Here is a 26353-nt window from a genome sequence, read left to right on the forward strand (position 1 = left end):
GAGCGAAGTCGCAAAACACCAATGCCGTAAACGCGTCATCGGATCGGGTCTCTTCCTATTGCCCGTTATCTGCGTCACACTGTCCGTGACCCTTTCCGGAAAGACCAGCAGATGCCCTATACCCAAGCTTCAAAAACTCTGACCCACGCGGCTGTCATGACCATGTTGAGCGCGGCCATTGCCGAAGCCGAAAGCCAGGGGCAACCACAATGCATCGTGATCGTGGATGCAAGTGGCGAACTTCTGGGCGAAATCCGCATGACCGGTGCGAAGTTTCTGAGCCGCAAAAGCGCGCGTTCCAAGGCGCTGACAGCGGCTTCGATCCGAGCAGCGACTACCGCCATTCCAGAAACTGCGCGCCAGCCCATCGGTATGGCGACAGGAGGCAATATGACAGCATTGCCCGGCGGTTTGCCCATTGTAATGAACGGGGAATGCCTCGGGGGCATCGGTGTCGGGTCGGGCACGGGGGAGCAGGATGTCGCCGTGGCCACGGCCGCGCTGAAAGCGATTAGTGCGGATATCTGATCACCCCTCGCGGCGTGACACCCCAAACCCGATTGGTTTGCGTTTGTTGCCCGGCAACGCCGGATCAGGCCCCCAGATCGCCTGATAGGTATCCACCGCCATACCCCTGTTCTGCATGATAAATGCCGCAATCAGCAGACCCGCCCACCACACCAGCAAGCTCAGCCCCATCCAATTCGGCGCATTGGCCTGCCACAGCCCCGTCGCGATCGCGCTCACCGAAAGCACCAGCGCCAGATAACCCGCCCCCTTATGGATATACTCAAATGCCAACCGCCGCGGGGTCATGTCGAAATGATCGCCGCGCGCCGTACCATCAGGCGCAGGCGCGGTTGGCCCGCCCTTGGTGCCACGCAGGATGCCCCCCACGATCTGCACCACCGCCAAGGACAACACCGCCCAACCGATGTAGAAATGCGGTCCAGGTTTGATCGTCAGTGGCGGCGCGAGCAGGATCAACGCCAGTCCGATCAGCATCAATAGGCAAGCGCTGTATTGACACGCCCGATGCGTATTCCACCAGAGGTGATGATCCAGCTGGCGCGGCCAGTCCTGCCCCGGCATGATCTTGAAAAATCGCGCAATGAGGATGCCCAATGGCACCAGCACACCCCAGGCCAACACCATCAGCCGCGCGTGCCAGCTGAGCAAACCACCCACGTCATGCGCGCTTGCGCCGTCCATCGGGGCCAGCAGCCATTCCCACATCAGCCCTTGACCGCTCCTGCCGTCATGCCGGTGATGATCTGGCGCGACGCAACAAAGGTAAAGATGATCGGCGGGATCGCCAGCAACATGCCCGTGGCCATGATCACGCCCCAATCGATGTCAAATTCCGTGATGGAGTTCACAATTGTCACCGGCACCGTGCGCGAATTGCGATCCGCCAGCGCATTGGCCAGCAGGAATTCATTCCAGGCGACGCGAAAAGTAAATATCGCCGCCGCCGCCAGCCCCGGCTTGATCAGGGGCAGGACCACAAGGAAAAACACCTGAAACGGCCCCGCCCCATCCATGCGCGCGGCCTCTTCGAGCTGGATCGGGACCTGCACGATGAAGCTCTGCAGGATCCAGATCACAAACGGCAGGTTCATCGCTACATAGACCAGAATGATGCCTGCCCGCGTCCCGTCGATCTGAAACTGGAAGGTCCAGATGCCAAAGACCGGCACCAGCAACACCGCAGGCGGCACCATGCGCATCGCTAAAGTGGACAGCGACACCGTATCGCGCCCCATAAAGCGGAACCGTACGAGAGCGTATGCCGCCATGCACCCGATCACCAGCGTCAGAACCGTGGAGACCAGAGCGATAACCAGCGAGTTGATCAGGGCCCGTCCGAAGGTCTTGTCGCAATACTCAATATGGGGCGCTTCATACCACAGGAAATCACACAGCGCGGTTTCGTAATTGCGTAAAGTGGGCATGAACAGAAGCGAGGAGGTGTCGGACATGATGTCCACGTTAAGCTTGAGCGATGTCATCAACATCATCGCAATCGGCCCGACGGACATGACCACCAGGGCCACCAAAAGGGCATAAAACGCAGGGTTCTGACGGTCATAGGTCTTGGCGGACATCTTAGAGATCCTCCTCGGCGGCCTTGCGCAACCGTGCGGCGCGGGCCTCCATCGCCTTGTTGTAAAAGAACATCCCGAAGGTCAGCAGCATCAACAGGATCAATAGGTAATTCGACATCGCCGCCGCCTCCCCCAATTCACGGAATTCCGATGCCGTACGTGAAATGCGCAATGACAGAATTTCGGTGGAAAGCCCCGGCCCGCCATTGGTCAGCACAAGGATGACTTCAAGCACCTTGAACGCATCAATCAGACGCAACAACAGCGTGACAATCAGCACCGGCAACATCAAAGGCAGCTTGATGTAGATGATCTGCTGCCACCCCGTCGCGCCGTCAATGCGCGACGCTTCCATCGCCGATTGCGGCAAGGATTGCAGCGCCGCCAGCGACAGGATGAAAATGAACGGCGTCCATTGCCAGACATCGGCGATCACCACGGAGGCAAAGGCCCAATCGCCCGTCGAAAGCCATGGTATTGGCTCAAACCCCATGGATTTCAGCGTTCTGTTAAATATGCCTACGGTCGGGTGATACATGTAGCGCCACATGAGGCCGACCACGATCGGTGCAATCATCATCGGCAGGATGAACAGCGTGCGCAGCAGCGACATGCCGCGGATATTGCGATCCAGCAGCAACGCCAAACCGACGCCCAGAAACATCTCCAGCGACACGACCACCACGGCGAATTTGATCGTGACCCAAAAGCTTTCGAGAAAACTCGCGTCACTCAGCAGGTTGATGTAATTGCGCAGGCCAACGAATTCCGCCTCACCAATGCGCTGGCTCGGGTTCCAGTCCAGAAAACTGGCGTAAATCATATAGCCAATGGGATAGAGCAACGCGATTGCCATGATGATGGCCGCTGGAGCCAGGAACAGATAGGGCGTGAGCCTGTTGACGTTCGCGCTTTGCATGAGCTCTTTACCAGGGGTTTTGAGGGCTCGGGCAACGGCGTGCCGCCCGAGCAGGTTTCATTTGGGGGGGAAGCGGGGCCACAGTTGGTTTCACCACCCGCTTACCCCCCGCCCGACAAAACCATGTTTCGCCGTTACTGCCAGGTGTAGTATCCGGCCTCGTCCATAATAGCGCGCGCGCGTTCCGCCACACCGTCCAGCGCTTCTTGCGGGTCGAGCCCTTCGGTCAGCACCTGGCTCATGGTCGTGCCGATATCGGCGTTGATCTTGCCCCATGTTGGGATGATCGGGCGCCAGTCGGGATCGGCGTATTTCAACGCTTCGCCAAAAGTCGCCGAATAGGGGTATTTCGCGTTCAGCTCGGCGTTCTCATAGGTCGAGAACCGCGACGGGTTGCCGCCTGCCATCGCCACCATCAGATCGCCCTTCTTGGAGGTCAGCCATTGCATCAGCAGAAACGCCGCTTCTTTGTTTTGGGCGTTCTTGGGGATGGCGATACCAAAACCACCAGTTTGCGAACCACGGCGCACACCTTCGGGGTGCAGCGCATAACCGACGTTACCCACAACCTTGGACTTGCTAGGGTCCTCGAACCCGGCGGCAAAGGCAATACTATCCATGAACATGGCGGCCTGGCCCTGCTGGAAAGCGGCGGCGGCTTCGGCGGGACCAAAGGTCTGGGACCCTTCGGGCCCACAATCCACTATGGTTTTCAACGCATTTGCAGCGGCGACACCGGCCTCATTGTTGATAATCGGCTCCCATGCGTCGTCAAACACACGACCGCCCAAGGGCGCGAGATGCAACAAAAACGCGTGGCTGGCCTGGTGACCGGAGGCTGCGCGTGAGGCCATGCCACCCATGCCGGGCTCCAGTTCGGGGATCTTACAAGCCGCATCCAGAAGCTGGTCGTAGGTCTCGGGCGTTGCGATCCCGTGCTTTTCAAAGATGTCCTTGCGGTAGGCCAAGACGGATGTTTCCGAGCCAAACGGAATACCAAAAAGCGATCCGGTCGGTCCGGGCAAATACCCTTTCTTACCACCCGCGACGCCGATATTGGCGACATAGCCGTCGATCAAATCCTCTGCCTCATAGTTCGGATCAGCCAATTTCGGGTTCATGAAGAATCGCGCGAGGTTTTCCAACTGATCTGCAAAAACATAATCCGCCTTGGAGAAAACCACATAAGAGATCAGGTCATAATCGCCCTCATCCTTGGTCAGTTCCAGCGTCTGGCGCTCGCGCATCTTGAGATATTGCAACTGGTCCACTTCGACCTCGATACCGGTTTCTTCGGTGAAGGCAGGCAGCACCTTCATCATCGCGTTATAATGCGGGTGGGCGGGTACGTTGATCACAAGCGTCGTGCCCGCGTAGGGTTCGTAGGGATTGGCAAAAGCCGTCCCCACCAGTGAAACAGAAACCGCAGTCCCCGTCAGGATCGTTTTCAGTGATAGCATTCGTTAGTCCTCCCTAATGCCATATCCGTTGTGTCAGAGCCGAAGCCCCGACGTCTTGTCAAAAATCATCAACTCATTGGTGAGCACGCCAAATGTCTGCGTGATGCCAGCCTTGACCGGGGCCGCGCTTTGGGTCTCCACCAGCACGTCAACGCCACCACAGCGCGTCACCAGAACCGATTGCGCGCCCAGGTATTCGGACACCACAACGCGCAATTCAATCGGCGCGCCTTGCGTCAGATCGGTGGTGAAACTCGAGGGGCGCACGCCCAAGGTGATGCTTTTGTCCGGCGCGGTTTTGACGCGCGCAGCCATTTGCGAATCCAATGGCAGATGAAACCCATCCCCGCGCACCCAAATGGCACCACTTTCCTCCACCAGATCGCCGTCAACAAAATTCATCGTCGGTGATCCGATAAAACCCGCCACGAATTTATTGGCCGGCGATTTGAACAGCTCTTCAGGCGAGCCCTGTTGCTGGATGAACCCATCGCTCATGACCACAATGCGATCCCCCAGCGTCATGGCCTCGACCTGATCGTGGGTGACATAAACCATATTCTTGTCGATGGTGTCGCGCATCTCGGCCAATTCCGCGCGCATTTTGCCACGCAGTTTAGCGTCCAGATTGGAGAGCGGTTCGTCAAACAGGAACGTCCCGGCATCACGCACCAGGGCGCGCCCCATAGCAACCCGCTGGCGCTGCCCGCCCGACAACTCCGCAGGCTTGCGGTCCAGCAGGTGCGCGATGTTGAGCATACCCGCCACGCGCTGCACTTTTTCCTCAATTTCGGGCTTCGGCACCCGCGCCAGCCTCAAGGCAAAGGACATATTTTTGGCGATGTTCATATGCGGATAAAGCGCGTAATCCTGAAACACCATCGCCAGGTCCCGCTCTTTGGGATCGAGCTTGCTGATCGGACGGTCATCAAAATATATCTCGCCGCCCGACAGCGTTTCCAGCCCCGCCAGCATCCGCAGGGTCGTGGATTTACCGCAGCCCGACGGGCCCACCAGAACCGTGAACTCACCATCATCCAGCGCCAGATCGAAGGGCGGCAGCACTTCGACGGCACCATAACTCTTGGCAACCTGATCAAAGACAATTCGTGGCACGCAAGTCCCCCCAAAGCGTATCCGGCAAAGCATCAGTGATGCGCGCCTTTTGGTGACAAGACTGCATCCAGACGCGAATTTCAGGAAGGACAAAAACCGGAAACTACGTTAACGTTAACGTTCACAGCATGCTACCTCTTGAAAAAATTAAGTAAAACAACACTCCACCTGAACCGAATCAAAGAACGCCCCCATATGTCACGCCAATCGAAACCCAGCAAAATCGAAGATATCGCTCGGATGGCCGATGTCAGCATCATGAGCGTGTCGCGCGCCATCCGAGGCGTCGAGGGCGTGTCGGAAAAGAAGCGCGCCGAAATTCTCAAGATCGCGCGGAAAATGAAATACATGCCCAACAGTGCGGCGCGCTCGCTGGCGGTGGCGAACTCCAACCTGATCGGTATTTCGCTACCAACCTTTGCCGCGGACGTCTTTGCCGAAATCCTCAACGGCATGCGCCAGACCTTCGATACGGCGGGCTATTCCAGCGTGATCGACACCACCGAATATGACAGCGAGGCAGAGCTGAACTGGGTGCGCAGGCTCCTCTCCTGGCAGCCCGCCGCCATCATTCTGACCGGCACCGACCACCACCCCGAAACGCGTGACCTTCTCAAAGCCTCCCCTATTCCCGTGCTGGAAATCTGGGACCACACGGATGATCCTATCGACATCTGCGTCGGCATTGATCATTTTCAGGCCGGGCAGATGATCGGCGAGCACGCCGTATCGCTGGGGTATCAACGCCCCGCCTTCGTCAGTACGCCGCGGGGCCATGACAAGCGCGCCGACGCACGGCTGGAAGGTATCCGGCGCGTCTTCTCCCAACAGCGCGCAGCCCCGGTGATTGCCGCGCGGCCCCCCTTGGGAAATGCTTTCGTGACCGGATTTGAAGGAACGAAAACACTTTTGGCAAATCATGCGCCCGATCTCATCTGTTATCTGAACGATCACATGGCCTTTGGGGGGTTGATGTGTTGCCAGGCCGAGGGCCTTTCGGTACCCGATGACATCGGCGTCATAGGCTTCAATGGTCTCGATCTGGCCACGGTGCTTCCGATCAAACTCACGACGGTGCGCACCCTGCGACGGCTCATGGGCATCACCGGGGCGCGCAATCTGCTAGCCCGGATTAATGGTGTGCCCACCGAGCTTAGCAAGATTTTGCCGCTGGAACTGCAACCCGGCCAAACAACCCGCCCCCAGACCGATAACGATCTGATGAAGAAAGGGTTTTTCCGCTCATCACAATCCTTGGGGCGATAGGCTGCGCCTCAAGCGGCGGGGTCGACGGCGACTATTCTTTGCCTTCAGGGAAGGCAACAGGCCCCCCGTGTTTTTCCCAGGTTGAGAAGCCCTCTTTGAGATGTGCGGCCTCAAAGCCCATATCCTGCAAGGTTGCTGTCGTCAGCGCCGAGCGCCATCCAGAGGCGCAATGGAAGACGAATTTCTTATCCTGCGCAAATATATCCTTGAAATAGGGGCTATCGGGATCAACCCAGAATTCAATCATCCCGCGCGGCGCGTGAAAACTACCCGGAATAAACCCGCCGCGCTGGCGTTCACGCACGTCGCGGATATCCACCACTACCACATTCGGGTCCTCCAGCATCGTGATCAAATCCGCTGTCTCGATCTCCTCAATGCGTGCCCGCGCGGCGGCGACCATCTGTGCAGAGGTTTGTTTCAACGTCGACATAATGATTTCCCATTTTAAGGTACGCCTCAAGGGTGACACAGCGCGCACCACAGGGCAACGGCATGTGATTGACTTACGCCCCGCTTTCAGAGGATCAAAGAGCACATCACCGCAGGACCCAGCCTTTGGATTACACAACCACCCTCATCGTGGCAGGGGCCGCTTTCCTCTTTTCGGGCGCTGTAAAAGGGCTGACTGGAATCGGAATGCCCACGGCGGCAATCGCGCTGATGACGCTCTTTCTCGATCCGCGCACGGCCATTGCGCTGGTGCTCTTCCCGATGATCGGCTCGAACGCCTGGCAGGTCTACCGCGCCGGTCATTTGCGCCGCACCGCGCGGCGATATGCGGTTTTTGCGGTGGTTCTGCTTGGGGGTGTCACCCTCACGGCCTTTGTCACGCGAAACACCGGTGATCGCGTCCTTTTGGCCATTCTGGGGCTGGTCATCCTGTTCTTTGTCGCCGTCAGCTGGAAGGGTCTGCTCCTCCCCCTGCCCGCGCGTCATGATCGCAATGCGCAAATCGGGTTTGCCCTATTTGCAGGTGTCGTGGGCGGCATGACCGCTGGCTGGGGCGCGCCGCTGGCGATGTATCTGGCGACCAGACAGGTGGATAAGGATGAATTCATCCGCGCCACTGGCTTTTTGATCTTTGTGGGCAGCGTGCCTTTATGTCTCGCCTATATCCACTTGGGCTTTATGACCGGAACCTTGGCGGGGGCCTCCGCGCTGATGTTGATCCCCACACTCATGGGGTTTTCCATGGGCGAATTCTTGCGTAACCGCCTATCCGTCGCCGGGTTTCGCAATGCTCTATTGATCGTATTCGTGCTGATGGGCTTGAACCTGATCCGACGCGCGATCTGGTATGTTTGATCTGTCGTGGACAGGCACCCCCTCTCGACGACTTGCCCCGTTGGTTTAATCCATCATATCCAAATTGTTTCCATGACTTTGGACAGTGCCAAGTTTGTAATTAGCTTCTGTCGGTCAGACCTTTTGGCGCGACAACACAGAAAGCGCAGTCGCTCTGTCTTGCCCGCCAGGACGCCCTCACCCTGCCTTCTTGGGACTGGAAACGAATGGCGTAAGAAAAACCCCCGCTGATCTCTCAGCGGGGGTTTTTCAGATTACGCGGCGGTGCGCAGGTTTGCAGGCAAATTCGCTGCCGCCGTCTACGCCGTTCCCGCAGAGCGGGACCGACGGGTCACCAGTCCTCGCGAACCACGACCCGTGTCTTGATCGGCAGTTTCATCGCAGCAAGGCGCAGGGCCTCACGCGCGATTTCATCATTCACACCGTCGATTTCGAACATCACGCGACCCGGTTTGACCTTGGCAGCCCAACGGTCCACGGAGCCTTTACCTTTACCCATCCGAACTTCGATAGGCTTGGCTGTGACTGGCACATCCGGGAAAATCCGGATCCAGACGCGGCCCTGGCGTTTCATGTGACGCGTCATCGCGCGGCGTGCCGCCTCGATTTGACGTGCTGTAACCCGCTCGGGTTCAATGGCTTTCAACCCATAGGTGCCGAAGTTCAGGTCAGACCCGCCCTTTGCCAAACCCTTGATCGAGCCTTTGAACTGTTTGCGGAATTTAGTGCGTTTTGGTTGTAGCATCTGTCATTCCCCTTTAACGACGACCGCCTGCACCGCGAGGTGCTGGGCCATCCTGGAGTTCCTGTGCCTTACGGTCACGTGCAGCCGGATCGTGCTCCATGATCTCACCTTTAAAGATCCAGGTCTTGATCCCGATGATGCCATAAGCCGTCTTCGCTTCCACATGTGCGTAATCGATATCGGCCCGCAGGGTATGCAAAGGCACGCGACCTTCACGGTACCATTCGGTCCGTGCGATTTCAGCACCGCCCAAACGGCCCGCAACGTTCACGCGGATGCCCAGGGCACCCATGCGCATGGCGTTCTGCACCGCACGTTTCATCGCACGACGGAAAGACACCCGGCGTTCCAACTGCTGTGCAATGCTCTCACCCACAAGGGCGGCATCCAGCTCAGGCTTGCGCACTTCAACGATGTTGAGGTGCAGCTCGCTTTTGGTGATCTTGGCGATCTTCTGGCGCAGACCTTCGATGTCCGCCCCTTTCTTGCCAATGATGACACCGGGACGCGCCGTGTGGATCGTGACGCGGCACTTTTTGTGCGGACGCTCGATGATCACACGAGCCACACCGGCCTGATGACACTCTTTCTTGATGAAGGCGCGGATTGCGAGATCTTCGAGCAGAAGATCACCGTAATCTTTGGTGTCGGCATACCAGCGGCTGTCCCAGGTGCGGTTCACCTGCAGGCGCATACCGATCGGATTTACTTTGTTACCCATCAGGCTTGCTCCTCAACTTGGCGTACAACGATCGTGATTTCCGAAAACGGCTTGATGATCTTGCCGAAACGGCCTCGAGCCCGAGGGCGACCGCGTTTCATGGTCATGTTCTTGCCCACATAGGCCTCGGACACGACCAATTCGTCCACGTCCAGGTTGTGATTATTTTCGCCGTTCGCGATTGCGGATTGAAGGCATTTCTTCACATCCAATGCGATCCGCTTCTTGGAGAAGGTCAGGTCCGTGAGGGCCTTATCCACCTTCTTGCCACGGATCATCGCGGCGACGAGGTTGAGTTTCTGCGGGCTTGTGCGCAGCATGCGCAGCTTGGCGCGTGCTTCGTTATCTGCCACGCGGCGGGGATTCTTATCCTTGCTCATTTGCGTTTCGCCTTCTTGTCAGCGGCGTGACCGTAATAGGTCCGCGTGGGCGAGTATTCCCCGAATTTCTGACCAATCATCTCCTCGGAAATATTGACCGGGATGTGCTTGTGACCGTTGTACACGCCAAAAGTCAAACCCACGAATTGCGGCAGGATTGTCGAGCGGCGCGACCAGATCTTGATCACTTCGTTGCGACCGCTCTCGCGGGACGCTTCGGCCTTTTTCAACACATAACTGTCGACAAAAGGGCCTTTCCATACTGAACGAGACATATATTAACGCCCCTTCTTCTTGGCGTGGCGCGAGCGCAGAATGAGCTTGCTTGACGCTTTTTTCTTGTTCCGGGTTTTTGCACCCTTTGTCGGCTTGCCCCAGGGCGTAACCGGATGACGACCACCAGAGGTCCGGCCTTCACCACCACCATGCGGGTGATCGATCGGGTTCATCACGACACCACGCACAGACGGGCGGATGCCCTTGTGACGCATGCGGCCCGCTTTACCGTAGTTCTGGTTGGAGTTGTCGGGGTTGGACACGGCACCAACGGTGGCCATGCATTCCTGACGCACAAGACGCAGCTCGCCGCTGCTCAGACGGATCTGAGCGTAACCGCCATCACGACCCACAAACTGGGCGTATGTGCCGGCGGCACGGGCGATCTGGCCGCCTTTTCCGGGCTTCATCTCGATATTGTGGATAATAGTACCGATAGGCATGCCAGAGAACGGCATCGCGTTACCGGGCTTGATGTCCGCTTTCAGCGACGCGACGACCTTGTCGCCAATCGCAATACGCTGAGGGGCCAGGATATAGGCCTGCTCACCATCATCATATTGGATGAGCGCGATGAAGGCCGTCCGGTTGGGGTCATATTCGATGCGCGCGACTGTGGCCGACACATCCATTTTATTCCGTTTGAAATCTACGATACGGTAAAGGCGCTTGGCCCCACCGCCTTTTCGACGCATCGTGATCCGTCCGGTATTGTTCCGTCCGCCATGTTTGGACAAGCCCTCAGTGAGGGCTTTGACCGGGCGGCCTTTCCAGAGCTCCGAACGGTCGATCAGTACCAGCCCACGCTGGCCCGGCGTCGTCGGTTTATACGACTTGAGTGCCATGTTGTCTGTCTTCCGTTTTGCTGTTCGGCGGCCCCAAGTATCAGGAATTCCGCCTGTGGTATGAAGGCCCCCGTAGGTGCCCGATTTAGATGGTCTTTCAACCAAAAGACAAATCCCGGAGGAATCCGGGGCCTTGCCGATGGGGTCGTTTAGGGGATGTGGCAAAGGGGGTCAAGGGCGCGAATAAGCTTAACCGCCCGCGCGCCCTGATTTCGCAGCTCGAGGAGCGAACCAAGCTTCAAGTCGCGTGAAACAGGGGGACTAAAGTCACAACCCGCTATCGGTCGACAAAGAGCTCAGGGAAAGGGGAGTGGCTCTAGTTTTACGAGGCAATCTGCTGCCTTTTTAAGCGGCATCAACAGAAAATCGTCCGCGATGTCCAGCGGAATATTGCCGTCTCTGAACATAAACAAAAAACGAAACTCATATTCAGATAAAAATTGCTTAGGCTTACGAAACGGAGCATCCCACAAGAGGTCTTCCAGTTTCTTCGTTGGGTCATCCAATAAATTAGTCAGCGTCAATTCACTCTTTTCGTAAACTACTGGGGAAAAACTGAGGTCAATATCTGGAAGTCCTGTAAAGGTTGTTGATTTGTTATCCCCTGAGCGCAGTTCGATTTGTCCATTCGCCGCCATTTCTTGCAGCCCATCTTTTAGCGCTTGTCCGAATTTTGCAATGTCAGTGTGGTGAATCGACCAACGAGAATTGTAGCCGTGGATCACAGGTTCTAAATCCCACTTCCCAATACTCATACAAAATATCAAGCCGTTGGGGGCAACGTACTCCAACTCGCATTGCCCCGTCACACTTAACAATCCCCCCTCCTTTTGCTGTATCGACGAAAACTTGCCAGTCTTTAACAGGTATCGTCCGGGCACCCTTGGGAATGCCTCTTCGTTTCCGAATCGTGCAGCTGTTTGCAGAGAATTGAAAACAGAAGCTGGTAAATCAACGCTCGAGAATATGACCCTGTAATGTTGCACCCCTTCAAGTTCGTCTTTGATCGAAATATTTTCGATTGTCCGATAGCTACTCAACGAACCAAGTCTTATGTAATCTGTCTCACCGGTAACTTTATATTTCTGGTGACAGAATTTATGTAGAAACATGTCGATCGCCCCACTGGATAAAAAAAACCCCAGTCACTCGCGCGACCGGGGTTTTCAATTTCAAACTGTAAAGCGGCTCAGAGACCCGTAGACACATCAATCGTGTTGCCGGCTTCTAGCGTCACATAGGCCTTCTTCACGTCTTTGCGGCGGCCAAACTGGCCCCGGAAACGCTTGGATTTACCTTTAGTAATCGTGGTGTTGACCGCTTTGACCTTCACACCAAAGAGTGCCTCAACGGCCTCCTTGATCTGGGGTTTGTTGCTCTCAATCGCCACTTCAAAAACCACAGCACCGTTCTCGGACGACATTGTTGCTTTCTCGGTGATGATCGGCTTGCGGATCACATCGTAGTGTTCTGCCTTGGCGCTCATTTCAAACGGGCCTCCAGTGCTTCGACACCCGCCTTCGTGATCACCAGAGTGTCGCGCTTGAGGATATCATATACGTTTGCGCCCATTGTCGGCAGGATATCCAGACCTTCAATGTTGCGCGCGGCTTGGGCGAAGTGCTCGTTCACGGAGGCACCATCGATGATCAAAGCGCGTTTCCAACCGAGGTTTTTCACCTGCTTGGCCAAAGCGGCGGTTTTCCCATCAGAGGTCGCATCGTCGATGATGACCAATTCGCCCGCTTTCATCTTGGCAGAAAGCGCGTGGCAAAGACCCAGCTTGCGGAACTTCTTGGTCAGCTCGTGACCGTGGCTACGCGGGGTTGGACCCTTATAAACACCACCACCGCGAAAGATCGGAGCAGAACGTGCGCCGTGACGAGCGCCGCCGGTGCCTTTCTGGCGATAGATCTTCTTGGTGGAATAGCTGACTTCCATCCGTGTCTTGACCTTGTGCGTACCAGCCTGCGCGTTGTTACGCTGCCAGCGCACGACGCGGTGCAGGATGTCGGCGCGTGGCTCGAGGCCAAACAGGGCCTCGTCCAGATCGACCGACCCGGCTTTGCCGCCGTCCAGTTTGATGACATCGAGTTTCATGCGTCACCTTCTTTCTTATCTGCAGCTTCCGCATCAGCGACCGTATCAGGTTTCGCCTCTGCTGCTTCTGCGGCTTCCATTGCGGCTTGCTCTTCTGCAGCTGCGGCGGCGGCGGCGGCTTCTGCTTCGGCGGCAGCGGCTGCGGCGGCTGCTTCAGCGGCTTTTTCGGCTTCTTCCGCGGCAGATTTCAAAGCAGCGGGCAAAATGGCATTTTCAGGGAACGGCTTTTTTACCGCATCCTTGACCGTGACCCACCCGCCTTTGGAACCTGGAACGGCACCTTTGACCATGATCAAACCACGATCCGCATCCGTGCGCACAACCTGAAGATTTTGCGTGGTGACGCGGGCCGCACCCATGTGACCGGCCATTTTCTTGCCTTTGAAAACCTTACCGGGATCCTGACACTGGCCAGTGGAGCCGTGCGAACGGTGCGAAATCGACACACCGTGCGTCGCGCGCAAACCACCGAAGTTGTGACGCTTCATCGCACCAGCAAAACCTTTACCGATCGACGTGCCCGCCACATCAACGAACTGACCTTCAAAGTAATGATTGGCTGTGATTTCCTCACCCACACCGATCAGGTTCTCGGCATCCACGCGGAATTCGGCAACCTTACGCTTTGGTTCAACCTTCGCTGCTGCAAAGTGACCGCGCATGGCTTGGGACGTCCGCTTGGCCTTGGCCGTTCCGGCACCGAGCTGGACAGCGGAATAGCCGTCTTTCTCAGAGGTCCGCTGAGCGACAACCTGCAGCTTGTCGAGTTGAAGAACGGTCACAGGGATCTGCTTACCGTCTTCCATGAACAGCCGGGTCATCCCGACTTTTTTTGCAATAACGCCTGAGCGCAACATGATATTACCCTCCTAGGCTTATGATTGCAGTTTGATCTCGACGTCCACACCAGCGGCGAGGTCGAGCTTCATCAGCGCGTCCACGGTCTGGGGGGTCGGATCAACGATATCCAGCAGACGCTTGTGCGTGCGGATCTCGAACTGGTCACGGGATTTCTTGTCAACGTGGGGACCACGCAGAACGGTGAATTTTTCGATCTTGTTCGGCAATGGAATTGGGCCGCGAACAGATGCGCCGGTCCGCTTGGCGGTGTTGACGATCTCTTGTGTGGACGCGTCCAACACACGATAATCAAACGCCTTCAGGCGGATGCGGATATTTTGGCTTTGTGCTGCCATTTTTTCTTATCCCTTAAAACGGGTCTTGAAACGGAGAGGAAGAGGGGCCTCATCGCACCCCTTCATCGCGCTTGTGCTCATCGGCAAACATTTCCGAATAAGCAGAGGTGCCGAATATGATCCGGCACCTCTATTGTCTAGAGTAAGTTTGTAATTTACTCAGTAATTTTGGACACGACACCCGCACCGACGGTGCGGCCACCTTCGCGGATCGCGAAACGCAGGCCCTGCTCCATCGCGATCGGTGCGATCAGCTCGACGCCAAAGCTCACGTTGTCGCCCGGCATCACCATTTCGGTGCCTTCAGCCAACTGAACCGTGCCCGTCACATCCGTCGTACGGAAGTAAAACTGCGGGCGGTAATTCGCGAAAAACGGCGTGTGACGGCCCCCCTCATCCTTGGTCAGGATATAGGCTTCGGCCTCGAACTTGGTGTGTGGTTTCACGGAACCGGGCTTGCACAGCACCTGGCCACGCTCAACGCCTTCACGGTCGATACCGCGCAGCAATGCGCCGATGTTGTCGCCCGCTTCACCACGATCCAGCAGCTTGCGGAACATTTCAACGCCCGTGCAGGTAGTCTTCTTGGTGTCACGAATGCCAACGATTTCAATCTCATCGCCCACATTGATCACGCCACGCTCAACACGACCGGTCACAACCGTACCGCGACCGGAGATCGAGAACACGTCTTCCACAGGCATCAAAAACGGCTGGTCAATCGCCCGCTCAGGCGTCGGGATGAACTCATCCACGGCCGCCATCAGCTTGCGAATGGATTCTTCGCCAATCTCTGGGTTTTCACCGTTCATCGCCGCCAGCGCGGAGCCGGGGATCACCGGAATATCATCGCCAGGGTATTCGTATTTGCTCAGAAGCTCGCGGATTTCCATCTCGACCAGTTCCAGCAACTCTTCGTCATCCACCTGATCGACCTTGTTCATGTAGACAACCATCGAAGGAATGCCGACCTGACGGCCAAGCAGGATGTGCTCGCGCGTTTGCGGCATCGGGCCATCAGCCGCGTTTACCACCAGGATCGCGCCGTCCATCTGCGCCGCACCGGTGATCATGTTCTTGACGTAATCCGCGTGGCCGGGGCAATCGACATGCGCATAGTGGCGCGCTTCGGTCTCATATTCGACGTGCGCCGTAGAGATCGTGATCCCACGCGCTTTCTCTTCAGGCGCGCCATCAATCTGGTCATAGGCCTGAAAATCGCCAAAATACTTCGTGATCGCAGCCGTCAACGTCGTCTTGCCGTGGTCAACGTGACCAATCGTGCCAATGTTTACGTGCGGTTTAGTACGTTCAAACTTTGCCTTTGCCATGGTGGCCTCCTTAGGTGTTCTTCAGGCGGGACGCCTGCTTGTTTTCTGTGGCGGTGGGCCCGCCGGTGTTTGTAGTCCGCTGCCCCGAAGGGCAACGGGTTTTACGCGAATTTGGCCTGAATCTCATCCGAGATGTTCTGTGGCACCGCCTCATAGTGGTCGAACTGCATGGTGAAGTTCGCACGGCCCGATGACATCGACCGCAACGTGTTGATGTAACCGAACATATTCGCCAGCGGCACGAAGGCGTCGATGGCAATCGCGTTGCCGCGTGTGTCCTGACCCTGCACCTGACCGCGACGCGATGTCAGATCACCGATGATGCCACCGGTGTATTCTTCGGGCGTCACAACTTCGACTTTCATGATCGGTTCGAGCATTTTCGCACCGGCTTTTTTCATGCCTTCGCGCATCCCCATTCGGGCTGCGATTTCAAACGCAAGCACCGAGGAGTCAACATCGTGGAATTTACCCTCGATCAGGGCCACCTTGAAGTCGATCACGGGGAAGCCCGCCAATGGACCGGAGTCCATGACCGATTTGATCCCTTTTTCAACGCCCGGAATGTACTCCTTGGGCACCGACCCACCCACAACGCGGGATTCAAAGGAGAACCCTTCGCCCGGCTCGGTCGGCGTGATGATCATCTTGACCTCAGCGAACTGACCCGACCCACCGGATTGTTTCTTGTGGGTATAAACGATCTCGGCTTCGCGGCTGACGGTTTCGCGGTATGCCACCTGCGGCGCACCAATGTTGGCCTCAACCTTGAATTCACGCTTGAGGCGATCCACCAAGATATCGAGGTGGAGTTCGCCCATACCCTTCATGATCGTCTGACCGGATTCCAGATCAGTTTCCACACGGAAGGACGGATCCTCCGCAGCCAAACGGGCCAGACCGGCGGACATTTTCTCCTGGTCAGCCTTGGTTTTTGGCTCGACGGCGATTTCGATCACCGGATCAGGGAAAGTCATCGTTTCCAGCACCACCGGGTCATTGACCGCACAAAGCGTATCCCCGGTTGTGGTGTCTTTCAGACCCGCCAGCGCGATAATGTCACCTGCAAAGGCTTCGTCAATCTCTTCGCGGTTGATCGAGTGCATCATCATCATCCGACCGACGCGCTCTTTCTTGCCTTTGGTCGAGTTCAGGAGCGTATCACCCTTTTTCAACTGGCCAGAATAGAGGCGTGTGAAGGTCAGCGAACCGACAAACGGGTCGTTCATGATTTTGAACGCCAGGCCGGAAAAGGCCATGTTGTCATCCGCGCGGCGCGGGATATCACGTGTCTCTTCTTCGTCACCGGGTTTGAAGCCCATGTAATCCACAACGTCCAGCGGGCTGGGCAGATAGTCGATTACGGCGTTCAACAAAGGCTGCACGCCTTTGTTCTTGAACGCTGACCCACAGAGAACAGGGATGAATTTAATCGCCAGCGTACCTTTGCGGATCAACGAGCGCAGCGTATCGACGTCCGGCTCAGCGCCATCCATCAGATAGTTTTCCATCGCATCGTCGTCCATCTCAACCGCAGTCTCGATAAGCTTGGCACGCCATTCATCGGCCTGTGCCTTGAGGCTGTCGCGGATCGGCTTCTTAACCCAGGACGCACCCAGATCTTCGCCTTCCCAGACCCATTCTTCCATGGTCACGAGGTCGATCATGCCCTCAAGCTCGGTTTCCGCCCCAATCGGGATCTGGATCGGCGCAGGCGTCGCGCCCGTCCGGTCCTTGATCATGGTAACGCAATTGAAAAAGTCCGCGCCGATCTTGTCCATTTTATTGACGAACACAATCCGCGGTACTTTGTAACGGTCGGCCTGACGCCAAACGGTTTCGGTCTGCGGCTCAACACCGGCGTTGGCATCCAAAACGGCAACCGCCCCGTCGAGAACGGCCAAGGAACGCTCGACTTCGATCGTGAAATCCACGTGACCCGGCGTGTCGATGATGTTCATGCGGTATTTGGTGTCGGATGTCGCCTCGGGTGTGGGCTCTTCCTGACGCTGCCAGAATGTGGTGGTCGCAGCGGATGTGATCGTGATGCCACGCTCCTGCTCCTGCTCCATCCAATCCATCGTGGCCGCACCATCGTGCACCTCGCCGATGTTGTGAGACTTGCCCGTGTAAAACAGGATGCGTTCCGAACAGGTTGTTTTGCCAGCATCAATATGGGCCATGATGCCGAAATTACGGTAACGTTGGAGCGGATAGTCGCGTGCCATGGGGCTGCTTCCTTGAAGTATCTGAAAACGGATAATCGCGCCCGGTGCGGGCGCGACAGGGCGGGAGAACCCGCCCGATTTACCAGCGGTAGTGGCTGAACGCTTTGTTGGCGTCGGCCATTTTATGGGTATCTTCGCGCTTCTTCACGGCGGTACCGCGAGATTGAACAGCGTCCATCAGCTCGCCTGCAAGGCGCTCTTCCATGGTGTTCTCGTTGCGCGAACGGGCAGCTTTGATCAACCAGCGTATCGCCAGCGCCTGACGACGCTCGGGGCGCACTTCAACGGGCACCTGATAGGTCGCACCACCAACACGGCGCGAACGCACCTCGACGGAAGGCTGAATGTTTTCCAGTGCTTCGTGGAAAACCTCAATCGGGGCGCGCTTGATCTTGTCTTCAACGCGGGTCATCGCGCTGTAAACGATACGCTCTGCGACCGACTTCTTGCCGTCGATCATCAGGTTATTCATGAATTTTGTCAGAACCAGATCACCATATTTGGCGTCTGGCAGCACTTCGCGTTTTTCGGCTGCGTGGCGACGGGACATATTATATTCCTCTTACTTCGGACGCTTGGCGCCGTATTTCGAACGACGTTGCTTACGGTCTTTGACGCCCTGGGTATCCAAAACACCACGCAGAATGTGGTAACGGACACCGGGAAGGTCTTTGACACGGCCGCCACGGATCAGAACCACGGAGTGTTCCTGAAGGTTGTGGCTTTCGCCCGGGATGTAGCTGATGACCTCAAAGCCATTGGTCAAGCGGACCTTGGCAACCTTCCGCATCGCGGAGTTCGGCTTTTTCGGTGTCGTTGTATAGACACGCGTACAAACGCCACGCTTCTGAGGACATTCCTGCAGGTGCATGGACTTTGAACGTTTGATTTTTGGCTGCCGCGGTTTGCGGATCAGCTGTTGGATCGTTGGCATTCCGGTTTGTTCCCCGTCTTAGCTCACATATGTGTGCATGAGGACGACCCCCATGCGGTTAATTCTTGATCGCGGGCGCGTCCACCAGCGATATCGATGCGCCCACTGCGCAAACCGAAAAGACCGCCACGTTTCCGTACCGAGGAAACGACGCGGTGGGTTAACAGAGGATCGGGCCGATAGGGGGCCGGATCGTGACCACTTCAGTTCTGATTTCGGCGCGCAAGAGCTTGTCTTGCCGTCGAGATAGCGGGCGTATAGAAGGAGTCGCAGGTGGTGTCAACAGCCCCACCCAAGTTGTCCGCCGATACATGCGCTTTGCGAACGGGCCCCCTTGGCACGGCTCAACCGCGCATCAGGTGCCGTTCCCGGTAAAGCGTAAATAGGCCGGTTGAAACGATCACCCCGGCACCGATCAAGGTCAACACCGAGGGCCACTCGCCGAACAGCACGAACCCCAGCGCAAGCGCCCAGATCAGCCCGGTGTAGCGGAACGGCGCGACGAAGGACACATCGCCCGAACGCATGACCTGCACGCTGAAATAATACCCCCCAACGATAAACACCGAGGCGGCACCGATCAAAAGAGCCAAGTCCGGCGTCACGGCCACCCAGGTCGTCGTGAACGATGCCAGCCCAGCCGTAACCAGCACGGCCACAGACGCGGAAAACGTCACCATCAAGGAGGGGACCGCAGGCGAAAGCCTGCGCGTCAGCAGATCCCGCGCGGTCACACACAATACCGCGATCAAGGCATAAGCGGACCACAGCGTGAACCCTTCCGTCCCCGGACGTACAATCAAAAGCATCCCGCAGAACCCGACCAGAATGGCGCTCATCCGTCGCCATCCGACCGCCTCGCGGAAAATGATCGCCGATCCGAGCGTCACGGTCAGCGGCAGCACTTGCAAAATCGCCGTGATATTTGCCAGCGGCATGTTCAAAAGCGCGGTTATGAAGAAATACGCAGCCCCCACCTCAGCCAGAGATCGCAGAGCAATGACGCCCCAGTCCCGCCGTGCAATGCGCACCCGGAACGCGCCGCGCGACTGCGCAAGCCCCGCGATCATCACGCTCGCCAAGATGCCTCGCAAAACCAGAAGTTGGAACAGCGGGACGGCACCCCCGGTCGCCTTGATCAGCGCATCATTCAACGTAAAGCAGGCCATGGAGGCCATCATCAGCAGGGCCCCAAGATGATTTGGCGACAGGATGCGCCGCGCGCACGGTGCGACCCTCACAAACGTTCCATTGCCGTCATGGCCTGACCGAAGCCTGCCACGTCATCAGTGGCCGCTGAAAACAAGCGTTTGCAGTGGCAGCAACAAAGCCCTGATCCGCAGCCCGGCCGCATGGACGACACCAACGGTATCCACGACATGCAGGAAAATCCATTTGCCCGTTCCCATGTCAGGGTCCGACAACCTTTCATGATTGTCTGTATAAGCGTTGGCCATACAACGGCTACCCGGCGGGATGTCGTCGGCCTGACCTGGGTAAATCGGCTCCAGAAACGCTGTGATCGTGCCCGGAGGGCCACTGCGGTTGAGGTCCACCAGAACATCTGATGGCCTGATCTGGCCGGATGCAATCACGTCCTGCACTTCCACGATGACCATGGGAATAATGGTGAAGGGTTTGGAGGCACAGGTCATCTCGGCAACCCCGCCCTTGCGGATCACCTGAGCCGAAATCTGGGAAAATCCGGCCTGAAACCGGCCTCGACCGGCCTCGATGGGCACCAATATCCCCGCCGGGCGCAGAATCGGGTTGATAATATCCCCTTTTCGTAGGGTGAATTGTTCGACCACGCCTTGCACACCGGCATAAACGGTCATTTTGGCAACTTCGTTTTCCGCCTGCGCGAGGGCGGCTTCGGCACTGGCGCGCTGCGCTGGCAATTGCACATCCAACTGCACATTGATCGCGTTCACATTTGACATCGCGGCGTCAACCTCGCCCTGTCGCACGGCAAGCTCGTTACGCAACACCTCAACGTCACGCTCGCTGACGGCCGTTGACCCGCGCGCCTGCAGGGCCGTTTGGCGTTGAAAATCTTCCTGCGTCTGCAGATAACTCGCCTGTGTTTGGGCGACGACCGCATTTGCCGTTGCGCGCTGTGCTGTGGCCACCGCCAATGCGGCATCCACCTCTATGATCTTGCGACGCGCGGTCTCAACGGCAGCGTCCTGACTGGAGCTGTCCAGCCTGAAAATCGGATCGCCGGCATCAACTTCTTGATTAATGTCGACAAAGACCTCATCCACGCGACCGGCCGTTTCAGAGAGGATCGTTACCGTCCGAAAGCTGGATCCGACATTACCTGTGCTCGGGTGGTAGTAAAACACGATCGTGATCAAGCAGGTCGTCAGCATCGCACAAAGCGTGATGCCAATGCGCAATTCATACCAAAGGGTGAAAAATGTTATTTCTTTGCCCCAGCGTTTGCCCTGTTTGTATCTGCGAAACAAAAAATCGGGAAAAATCGTAATGAGCGAGGATAAAAACAGCTCAATCATACCTTAACCTTCCCTGTTTGCGAGGTTTTGCAGTGATTTCGCAATGGAATTCAGCGGTGTGGAAATATCCGGGGGCCGGAAGGCGGCCAAGACCAGCGCCGCAACCCAAAACAGGTTATTGTGCGTAAAAAGCGCCAGAATACACAGCATGCTGATCAACTGCATCTGGGTGCTGTCACCTTTGTGCCCCAGATGCTCCGGCAGCGCATGGAGCGTAAAATAAGCAATACCAAAGAGCAGAATGCTGCCCACCAGAAGGACAATCATCGCCGTGAAAAGGTAGTCACTGCCATCAGCGGCGGCAAAATAACGGGGCAGATGGTGCGGGGCCAGAGGGTGGATATCTTCTGTCATCAATTCGCTTTCTAGCACGTTTGCTGGGCCATGCTCTGACCAGTTTTGATTTTCCTAGCCAGTCTTTCGCCATTTTGCCATGCAGAATTTCGCATGACCCAAATATTAGATGGACGAATCTGAAAAATCCGTCGCGAATTTCCGGCCCAATATGACGGCACATAACCGGTAGCACTTCACAGACGTCCATAAAAAAGCCCCCGTATCTTTGCAGATACGAGGGCTTTCTTTTTGCGTGCGACGCCACTCTTAGTCGCGGCTGTCTTCACTTGTGTCGATCACCGTGTTGAACACATCACCGCCAACCACATCGTCCTGAGGCACAGGGGCTGCCAATGCGGCAGCGGCCTCGGCCTCTTCGCGACGGGCTTCGATCACGACATTATCACGATCCTGCGCCACACGGCGCATTTTCATCGTCGCACCACCGGTACCAGCCGGAATCAGACGGCCTACGATCACGTTTTCCTTGAGACCGACCAGCTTGTCCTTCTTACCCTGCACGGAGGCTTCGGTCAGAACACGCGTGGTTTCCTGGAAGGACGCCGCCGAGATGAAGCTGCGCGTTTGCAGCGACGCCTTGGTGATGCCCAACAGGATCGGCTCGCCCTTACAAGGACGCCCGCCCTTGGCGAGTGCCTTTTCGTTGGCCTGATCGAACTCCTGCTTGTCGACATGTTCGCCCTTGAGCAGCGTGGTATCGCCTGAATCCTGGATCTCCCACTTCTGCAACATTTGACGCACGATGACTTCGATGTGCTTGTCGTTGATCTTCACACCTTGCAGGCGATACACATCCTGCACCTCGTCGATCATGTAATCCGCCAAGGCTTCGACACCCATAATCGCGAGGATGTCATGCGGGGCCGGGTTACCGTCCATGATGTAGTCGCCCTTGCTGACAAAGTCACCTTCCGCAACCGGGATGTGCTTGCCCTTGGGCACCATGTATTCGACCTTGTGATCAGGATCCTCGGAGGATTCAATCGCGATACGGCGCTTGTTCTTATAGTCCTTGCCGTACCGTACATAGCCATCGATTTCCGCGATGATGGCGTGATCCTTGGGACGACGCGCCTCAAAGAGTTCGGCCACACGTGGCAGACCCCCGGTGATGTCCTTGGTCTTGGCACCCTCACGCGGGATCCGCGCGACAACATCACCCGCCTTGATCTCGGAGGCGTCCTCGATGGACAGAACCGCATCCACGGACATCGGGTAGGTCACCGGATTGCCCGCATCATTGCGGACCGGCTCGCCGTCTTCGCCGACCAGAATGATCTCCGGCTTCAGCTCGTTGCCTTTGGCAGCCGAACGCCAGTCGATCACGATCTTCTGGGTCATGCCGGTCGCGTCATCGGTTTCATCCTTGATCGCGATGCCGCTGACAAGGTCAACGAATTTCGCGGTTCCGGATTTTTCCGCGATGATCGGCAGGGTGTAGGGATCCCATTCAAACAGCTTGTCGCCGCGCGATACGTCCTGCCCGTCCGTGACAAACAGCTTGGTACCATATCCGACCTTATGGCTGGCACGTTCATCGCCGTTCTCATCCTGAATGATGAGCTTCATGTTGCGGCCCATGACCATGATCTCGCCGGAGGCGTTTTCGAGGGTCACAGCGTTGTCAAAAACGACCTTACCGGAATGGCTGGCCTCCAGGAAGGATTGCTGGCCACCCTGCGCAACACCGCCGATGTGGAACGTCCGCATTGTCAGCTGTGTGCCCGGCTCCCCGATGGATTGCGCGGCGATGATGCCGACAGCCTCACCGGAGTTGACCATCGTACCGCGTGCGAGGTCACGACCGTAACACATCGCGCACACACCCTCTTCGGCCTCACAGGTCAACGGGCTGCGGATGCGCGCCGAAGCCACGCCGGCTTCTTCAACCGAATCCGCCATACGCTCGTCAATCAGCGTACCCGTTGCGATCAGGACCTCATCCGTGCCCGGGCGCATGATATCCTCGGCCACAACACGACCCAGGATACGCTCTGACAGGGACGAAACGATCTCCCCATCATTGACCGCTGCCACGGCCGTGATCGACGTCTCGGTCCCACAATCATGCATGCGCACGATGCAGTCCTGTGCCACATCCACCAGACGACGCGTCAAGTAACCGGAGTTCGCCGTTTTCAGAGCCGTATCGGACAGACCTTTACGCGCACCGTGCGTGGAGTTGAAGTACTCCAGAACGGTCAAGCCTTCTTTGAAGTTCGAGATGATCGGTGTCTCGATGATGTCGCCGTTCGGTTTGGCCATCAGACCACGCATACCGCCAAGCTGTTTCATCTGTGTCACCGAGCCACGCGCACCAGAGTGGGCCATCATATAGACCGAATTCGGCTCCATTTCAGCACCGGCTTCATCGCGCTGGCTGGCGGAGATCGAGCCCATCATCGCATCGGTGACCTTGTCGTTACACTTCGACCAGGCATCGACCACTTTGTTATATTTTTCGCCCTGGGTAATCAGACCGTCCATATATTGCTGTTCGAAGTCCTTCACCAGCGTCCGGGTCTCTTCGACAATCGGCCATTTGGAGTCGGGGATCAGCATGTCGTCCTTGCCAAAGGAAATCCCAGCCTTGAAGGCTTCGCGGAAACCCATGGTCATGATCTGGTCACAGAAAATAACGGATTCTTTCTGGCCACAATAGCGATAGACCGTATCAATGATCTGCTGCACTTCTTTCTTGCGCAGCAAACGGTTGACCAGTTCAAACGGTGCCTTGGCATTCAGCGGCAGCAGCGCACCCAGACGCACCCGTCCCGGCGTGGTTTCGAACCGCTGCATGACTTCCATGCCGTTTTCGTCGATCTGCGCAATCCGCGCGGTGATCTTGGAATGCAGGTGCACAAGCCCGGCGTCGAGCGCATGTTGCACCTCGTCCACCGAGCCAAAGATCATGCCCTCACCCTTCATGCCTTCACGCTCCAGGGTCGTATAGTAAAGACCCAGGATCATGTCCTGTGAAGGCACGATGATCGGCGCACCGTTGGCAGGGGACAGAACGTTATTTGTGGACATCATCAGAACACGCGCTTCAAGCTGGGCTTCCAGTGAGAGCGGCACGTGAACGGCCATCTGGTCACCGTCAAAGTCAGCGTTAAAGGCCGAACACACGAGCGGGTGCAGCTGGATCGCCTTGCCTTCGATCAGAACCGGTTCGAACGCCTGAATGCCAAGACGGTGCAAAGTTGGCGCACGGTTCAACATAACAGGGTGTTCGCGGATGACCTCGTCGAGGATGTCCCAAACTTCGGGACGTTCTTTTTCGACCAGTTTCTTTGCCTGTTTGACCGTGCTGGACAAGCCTTTGGCCTCAAGACGGCTGTAGATGAACGGCTTGAACAGCTCGAGCGCCATCTTTTTCGGCAACCCACACTGGTGCAGTTTCAATTCGGGGCCAGTCACAATGACCGAACGACCGGAGAAGTCGACGCGTTTCCCCAAAAGGTTCTGGCGGAAACGACCCTGTTTACCTTTCAGCATGTCGGACAGCGATTTCAACGGACGCTTGTTGGCCCCCGTGATAACGCGACCGCGACGGCCATTGTCAAACAACGCATCCACGGATTCCTGCAACATACGCTTTTCGTTACGCACGATGATGTCCGGCGCGCGCAGCTCGATCAGACGCTTGAGACGGTTGTTCCGGTTGATCACACGACGATAGAGATCGTTGAGATCAGACGTCGCGAAACGACCGCCGTCCAGCGGCACAAGCGGACGCAATTCTGGCGGGATCACGGGGATCACTGTCAGAACCATCCATTCCGGGCGGTTGCCGGATTCGAGGAAGGATTCGACAACCTTAAGGCGTTTGATGATCTTCTTGGGCTTCAATTCACCCGTGGCTTCTTTGAGGTCCGCACGCAGTTGATCCGCTTCGGCTTCCAGATCAATCGCCGCCAACATTTCGCGGATTGCCTCGGCACCGATATTGGCGGTGAAGGCGTCCATGCCATAGATGTCCTGCGCGTCCATGTACTCTTCTTCGGTCATCATCTGACCGTAGGTAAGTTCGGTGAGACCGGGCTCAATGACGACATAGTTCTCGAAATAAAGCACACGTTCCAAATCACGCAATGTCATGTCCAGCATCAAGCCGATGCGCGAGGGCAGCGATTTGAGGAACCAGATATGCGCAACCGGGCTGGCCAATTCGATATGGCCCATCCGCTCACGGCGGACTTTTTGCAGCGTGACTTCAACGCCGCATTTCTCGCAGACAACGCCGCGATATTTCATGCGCTTATATTTGCCGCACAGACATTCGTAGTCTTTGATCGGGCCAAAGATACGCGCGCAAAACAGGCCGTCCCGCTCAGGCTTGAACGTCCGGTAGTTGATGGTTTCGGGCTTTTTAATCTCCCCGAATGACCACGACAAAATCCGCTCGGGCGATGCCAAAGAGACCTTGATTTCATCAAACACCTTTGGGGGTGTGAGCGGGTTAAACGGGTTGTTTGTAAGTTCCTGGTTCATTTTCAAATCCTTGAAAGGGGAGCGTGGGAGGAAGGTGGCCTGAAGCCCAC

27 protein-coding genes are annotated in these 26353 nt (G+C 56.8%); 3 read left to right on the top strand and 24 right to left on the bottom strand.

Translation table 11 applies throughout. The annotated features are described in order from the left end of the window. Positions 1 to 111 precede the first annotated feature (111 nt). Positions 112 to 528 (top strand): heme-binding protein, encoded by a 417-nt coding sequence (locus tag ROLI_RS17155; protein ID WP_187431127.1) that lies wholly within the window; start codon positions 112 to 114, stop codon positions 526 to 528. Here the strand turns inward: ROLI_RS17155 and ROLI_RS17160 are convergent, their stop codons facing one another. The 5 genes from ROLI_RS17160 to ROLI_RS17180 form a co-directional block, all read right to left on the bottom strand. Next, a complete protein-coding gene (locus tag ROLI_RS17160) occupies positions 529 to 1236 on the bottom strand; it encodes a cytochrome b561 domain-containing protein (protein ID WP_187431128.1) in 708 nt (235 codons plus the stop codon). Continuing rightward, a complete protein-coding gene (locus ROLI_RS17165) occupies positions 1236 to 2108 on the bottom strand; it encodes a carbohydrate ABC transporter permease (RefSeq protein ID WP_187431129.1) in 873 nt (290 codons plus the stop codon). Before ROLI_RS17165 ends, ROLI_RS17160 begins: the two co-directional genes overlap by 1 nt. A gap of 1 nt (position 2109) precedes the next feature. Beyond that, the gene (locus tag ROLI_RS17170) at positions 2110 to 3027 is read right to left on the bottom strand and encodes a carbohydrate ABC transporter permease (RefSeq protein ID WP_187431130.1); all 918 of its coding nucleotides are present in this window, start codon (positions 3025 to 3027) and stop codon (positions 2110 to 2112) included. A 134-nt stretch (positions 3028 to 3161) separates the two neighbouring features. After that, complete coding sequence (locus ROLI_RS17175; RefSeq protein WP_187431131.1) at positions 3162 to 4487, bottom strand: extracellular solute-binding protein; 1326 nt, start codon at positions 4485 to 4487, stop codon at positions 3162 to 3164. A 33-nt stretch (positions 4488 to 4520) separates the two neighbouring features. After that, complete coding sequence (locus ROLI_RS17180) at positions 4521 to 5603, bottom strand: ATP-binding cassette domain-containing protein (RefSeq protein ID WP_316247473.1); 1083 nt, start codon at positions 5601 to 5603, stop codon at positions 4521 to 4523. A gap of 195 nt (positions 5604 to 5798) precedes the next feature. On the opposite strand from ROLI_RS17180, the gene ROLI_RS17185 reads away from it, so the two are divergent. Continuing rightward, positions 5799 to 6869 carry a LacI family DNA-binding transcriptional regulator gene (locus ROLI_RS17185; RefSeq protein ID WP_187431133.1) on the top strand — a complete coding sequence of 357 codons (1071 nt, stop codon included), beginning with the start codon at positions 5799 to 5801 and terminating at the stop codon, positions 6867 to 6869. A 31-nt stretch (positions 6870 to 6900) separates the two neighbouring features. On the opposite strand, the gene ROLI_RS17190 is transcribed toward ROLI_RS17185, so the two are convergent. After that, complete coding sequence (locus tag ROLI_RS17190) at positions 6901 to 7302, bottom strand: rhodanese-like domain-containing protein (RefSeq protein ID WP_187431134.1); 402 nt, start codon at positions 7300 to 7302, stop codon at positions 6901 to 6903. A gap of 125 nt (positions 7303 to 7427) precedes the next feature. Between ROLI_RS17190 and ROLI_RS17195 the strand changes: the two genes are divergently transcribed. Further along, positions 7428 to 8177: a sulfite exporter TauE/SafE family protein gene (locus ROLI_RS17195; RefSeq protein ID WP_187431135.1), complete on the top strand. Its 750-nt coding sequence runs from the start codon at positions 7428 to 7430 to the stop codon at positions 8175 to 8177. 331 nt (positions 8178 to 8508) lie between these two features. Here ROLI_RS17195 and rplP read toward each other — a convergent pair whose 3' ends face one another. The 18 genes from rplP to rpoC form a co-directional block, all read right to left on the bottom strand. After that, entirely contained in the window at positions 8509 to 8922 is a 414-nt protein-coding gene (rplP, locus tag ROLI_RS17200) for a 50S ribosomal protein L16 (protein WP_187431136.1), read from the bottom strand. 13 nt (positions 8923 to 8935) lie between these two features. Further along, on the bottom strand, positions 8936 to 9643 hold the full coding sequence (gene rpsC / locus ROLI_RS17205) for a 30S ribosomal protein S3 (RefSeq protein ID WP_187431137.1): 708 nt from the start codon (positions 9641 to 9643) through the stop codon (positions 8936 to 8938). Then, positions 9643 to 10023: a 50S ribosomal protein L22 gene (rplV, locus tag ROLI_RS17210; protein ID WP_187431138.1), complete on the bottom strand. Its 381-nt coding sequence runs from the start codon at positions 10021 to 10023 to the stop codon at positions 9643 to 9645. The genes rpsC and rplV overlap by 1 nt, the downstream gene beginning before the upstream one ends. Continuing rightward, positions 10020 to 10298, bottom strand: a complete 279-nt coding sequence (rpsS, locus tag ROLI_RS17215) for a 30S ribosomal protein S19 (protein WP_187431139.1) — start codon at positions 10296 to 10298, stop codon at positions 10020 to 10022. Before rpsS ends, rplV begins: the two co-directional genes overlap by 4 nt. 3 nt (positions 10299 to 10301) lie before the next feature. Beyond that, complete coding sequence (gene rplB, locus ROLI_RS17220) at positions 10302 to 11144, bottom strand: 50S ribosomal protein L2 (RefSeq protein ID WP_187431140.1); 843 nt, start codon at positions 11142 to 11144, stop codon at positions 10302 to 10304. 296 nt (positions 11145 to 11440) lie between these two features. Beyond that, the gene (locus ROLI_RS17225; RefSeq protein WP_187431141.1) at positions 11441 to 12256 is read right to left on the bottom strand and encodes a hypothetical protein; all 816 of its coding nucleotides are present in this window, start codon (positions 12254 to 12256) and stop codon (positions 11441 to 11443) included. 77 nt (positions 12257 to 12333) lie between these two features. Further along, positions 12334 to 12630, bottom strand: coding sequence for a 50S ribosomal protein L23 (locus tag ROLI_RS17230; RefSeq protein WP_187431142.1), 297 nt, complete (start codon positions 12628 to 12630; stop codon positions 12334 to 12336). Further along, entirely contained in the window at positions 12627 to 13244 is a 618-nt protein-coding gene (rplD, locus tag ROLI_RS17235; protein ID WP_187431143.1) for a 50S ribosomal protein L4, read from the bottom strand. The genes ROLI_RS17230 and rplD overlap by 4 nt, the downstream gene beginning before the upstream one ends. Further along, entirely contained in the window at positions 13241 to 14101 is an 861-nt protein-coding gene (gene rplC / locus ROLI_RS17240) for a 50S ribosomal protein L3 (protein WP_187431144.1), read from the bottom strand. The genes rplD and rplC overlap by 4 nt, the downstream gene beginning before the upstream one ends. Before the next feature lie 18 nt (positions 14102 to 14119). Continuing rightward, a complete protein-coding gene (rpsJ, locus tag ROLI_RS17245; protein WP_169639408.1) occupies positions 14120 to 14440 on the bottom strand; it encodes a 30S ribosomal protein S10 in 321 nt (106 codons plus the stop codon). A 155-nt stretch (positions 14441 to 14595) separates the two neighbouring features. Continuing rightward, complete coding sequence (gene tuf / locus ROLI_RS17250) at positions 14596 to 15771, bottom strand: elongation factor Tu (RefSeq protein ID WP_187429016.1); 1176 nt, start codon at positions 15769 to 15771, stop codon at positions 14596 to 14598. Positions 15772 to 15872: 101 nt separating this feature from the next. Next, positions 15873 to 17999 carry an elongation factor G gene (gene fusA / locus ROLI_RS17255; RefSeq protein ID WP_187429015.1) on the bottom strand — a complete coding sequence of 709 codons (2127 nt, stop codon included), beginning with the start codon at positions 17997 to 17999 and terminating at the stop codon, positions 15873 to 15875. Positions 18000 to 18078: 79 nt separating this feature from the next. Next, the gene (gene rpsG / locus ROLI_RS17260) at positions 18079 to 18549 is read right to left on the bottom strand and encodes a 30S ribosomal protein S7 (protein ID WP_187429014.1); all 471 of its coding nucleotides are present in this window, start codon (positions 18547 to 18549) and stop codon (positions 18079 to 18081) included. A gap of 12 nt (positions 18550 to 18561) precedes the next feature. Beyond that, the gene (gene rpsL, locus ROLI_RS17265) at positions 18562 to 18933 is read right to left on the bottom strand and encodes a 30S ribosomal protein S12 (protein ID WP_011570072.1); all 372 of its coding nucleotides are present in this window, start codon (positions 18931 to 18933) and stop codon (positions 18562 to 18564) included. Positions 18934 to 19277: 344 nt separating this feature from the next. Beyond that, on the bottom strand, positions 19278 to 20174 hold the full coding sequence (locus tag ROLI_RS17270) for a DMT family transporter (protein WP_316247407.1): 897 nt from the start codon (positions 20172 to 20174) through the stop codon (positions 19278 to 19280). Between the two features lie 45 nt (positions 20175 to 20219). Beyond that, on the bottom strand, positions 20220 to 21452 hold the full coding sequence (locus ROLI_RS17275; RefSeq protein ID WP_187429013.1) for an HlyD family secretion protein: 1233 nt from the start codon (positions 21450 to 21452) through the stop codon (positions 20220 to 20222). Positions 21453 to 21455: 3 nt separating this feature from the next. Continuing rightward, positions 21456 to 21806 carry a hypothetical protein gene (locus tag ROLI_RS17280; protein ID WP_187429012.1) on the bottom strand — a complete coding sequence of 117 codons (351 nt, stop codon included), beginning with the start codon at positions 21804 to 21806 and terminating at the stop codon, positions 21456 to 21458. A gap of 249 nt (positions 21807 to 22055) precedes the next feature. Further along, positions 22056 to 26303 (bottom strand): DNA-directed RNA polymerase subunit beta', encoded by a 4248-nt coding sequence (gene rpoC, locus ROLI_RS17285; protein ID WP_187429011.1) that lies wholly within the window; start codon positions 26301 to 26303, stop codon positions 22056 to 22058. Between the last annotated feature and the right edge of the window lie 50 nt (positions 26304 to 26353).

The sequence above is a fragment of the Roseobacter fucihabitans genome (genome assembly GCF_014337925.2).
In the GTDB taxonomy this organism is placed as follows: domain Bacteria; phylum Pseudomonadota; class Alphaproteobacteria; order Rhodobacterales; family Rhodobacteraceae; genus Roseobacter; species Roseobacter fucihabitans.

What these genes read in the sequence shown, in the direction of transcription:
- rplD (WP_187431143.1), bottom strand. Translation starts at nt 13,244, where the DNA reads ATGAAACTCGATGTCATCAAACTGGACGGCGGCAAAGCCGGGTCGGTC.
- rpsL (WP_011570072.1), bottom strand. Translation starts at nt 18,933, where the DNA reads ATGCCAACGATCCAACAGCTGATCCGCAAACCGCGGCAGCCAAAAATC.
- rplV (WP_187431138.1), bottom strand. Translation starts at nt 10,023, where the DNA reads ATGAGCAAGGATAAGAATCCCCGCCGCGTGGCAGATAACGAAGCACGC.
- ROLI_RS17170 (WP_187431130.1), bottom strand. Translation starts at nt 3,027, where the DNA reads ATGCAAAGCGCGAACGTCAACAGGCTCACGCCCTATCTGTTCCTGGCT.
- ROLI_RS17225 (WP_187431141.1), bottom strand. Translation starts at nt 12,256, where the DNA reads ATGTTTCTACATAAATTCTGTCACCAGAAATATAAAGTTACCGGTGAG.
- rpsJ (WP_169639408.1), bottom strand. Translation starts at nt 14,440, where the DNA reads ATGGCAGCACAAAGCCAAAATATCCGCATCCGCCTGAAGGCGTTTGAT.
- ROLI_RS17155 (WP_187431127.1), top strand. Translation starts at nt 112, where the DNA reads ATGCCCTATACCCAAGCTTCAAAAACTCTGACCCACGCGGCTGTCATG.
- rplC (WP_187431144.1), bottom strand. Translation starts at nt 14,101, where the DNA reads ATGTTGCGCTCAGGCGTTATTGCAAAAAAAGTCGGGATGACCCGGCTG.
- ROLI_RS17160 (WP_187431128.1), bottom strand. Translation starts at nt 1,236, where the DNA reads ATGTGGGAATGGCTGCTGGCCCCGATGGACGGCGCAAGCGCGCATGAC.
- ROLI_RS17190 (WP_187431134.1), bottom strand. Translation starts at nt 7,302, where the DNA reads ATGTCGACGTTGAAACAAACCTCTGCACAGATGGTCGCCGCCGCGCGG.
- fusA (WP_187429015.1), bottom strand. Translation starts at nt 17,999, where the DNA reads ATGGCACGCGACTATCCGCTCCAACGTTACCGTAATTTCGGCATCATG.
- ROLI_RS17230 (WP_187431142.1), bottom strand. Translation starts at nt 12,630, where the DNA reads ATGAGCGCCAAGGCAGAACACTACGATGTGATCCGCAAGCCGATCATC.
- rpsC (WP_187431137.1), bottom strand. Translation starts at nt 9,643, where the DNA reads ATGGGTAACAAAGTAAATCCGATCGGTATGCGCCTGCAGGTGAACCGC.
- ROLI_RS17275 (WP_187429013.1), bottom strand. Translation starts at nt 21,452, where the DNA reads ATGATTGAGCTGTTTTTATCCTCGCTCATTACGATTTTTCCCGATTTT.
- ROLI_RS17165 (WP_187431129.1), bottom strand. Translation starts at nt 2,108, where the DNA reads ATGTCCGCCAAGACCTATGACCGTCAGAACCCTGCGTTTTATGCCCTT.
- rplP (WP_187431136.1), bottom strand. Translation starts at nt 8,922, where the DNA reads ATGCTACAACCAAAACGCACTAAATTCCGCAAACAGTTCAAAGGCTCG.
- ROLI_RS17185 (WP_187431133.1), top strand. Translation starts at nt 5,799, where the DNA reads ATGTCACGCCAATCGAAACCCAGCAAAATCGAAGATATCGCTCGGATG.
- tuf (WP_187429016.1), bottom strand. Translation starts at nt 15,771, where the DNA reads ATGGCAAAGGCAAAGTTTGAACGTACTAAACCGCACGTAAACATTGGC.
- rplB (WP_187431140.1), bottom strand. Translation starts at nt 11,144, where the DNA reads ATGGCACTCAAGTCGTATAAACCGACGACGCCGGGCCAGCGTGGGCTG.
- ROLI_RS17175 (WP_187431131.1), bottom strand. Translation starts at nt 4,487, where the DNA reads ATGCTATCACTGAAAACGATCCTGACGGGGACTGCGGTTTCTGTTTCA.
- ROLI_RS17280 (WP_187429012.1), bottom strand. Translation starts at nt 21,806, where the DNA reads ATGACAGAAGATATCCACCCTCTGGCCCCGCACCATCTGCCCCGTTAT.
- rpsG (WP_187429014.1), bottom strand. Translation starts at nt 18,549, where the DNA reads ATGTCCCGTCGCCACGCAGCCGAAAAACGCGAAGTGCTGCCAGACGCC.
- rpoC (WP_187429011.1), bottom strand. Translation starts at nt 26,303, where the DNA reads ATGAACCAGGAACTTACAAACAACCCGTTTAACCCGCTCACACCCCCA.
- rpsS (WP_187431139.1), bottom strand. Translation starts at nt 10,298, where the DNA reads ATGTCTCGTTCAGTATGGAAAGGCCCTTTTGTCGACAGTTATGTGTTG.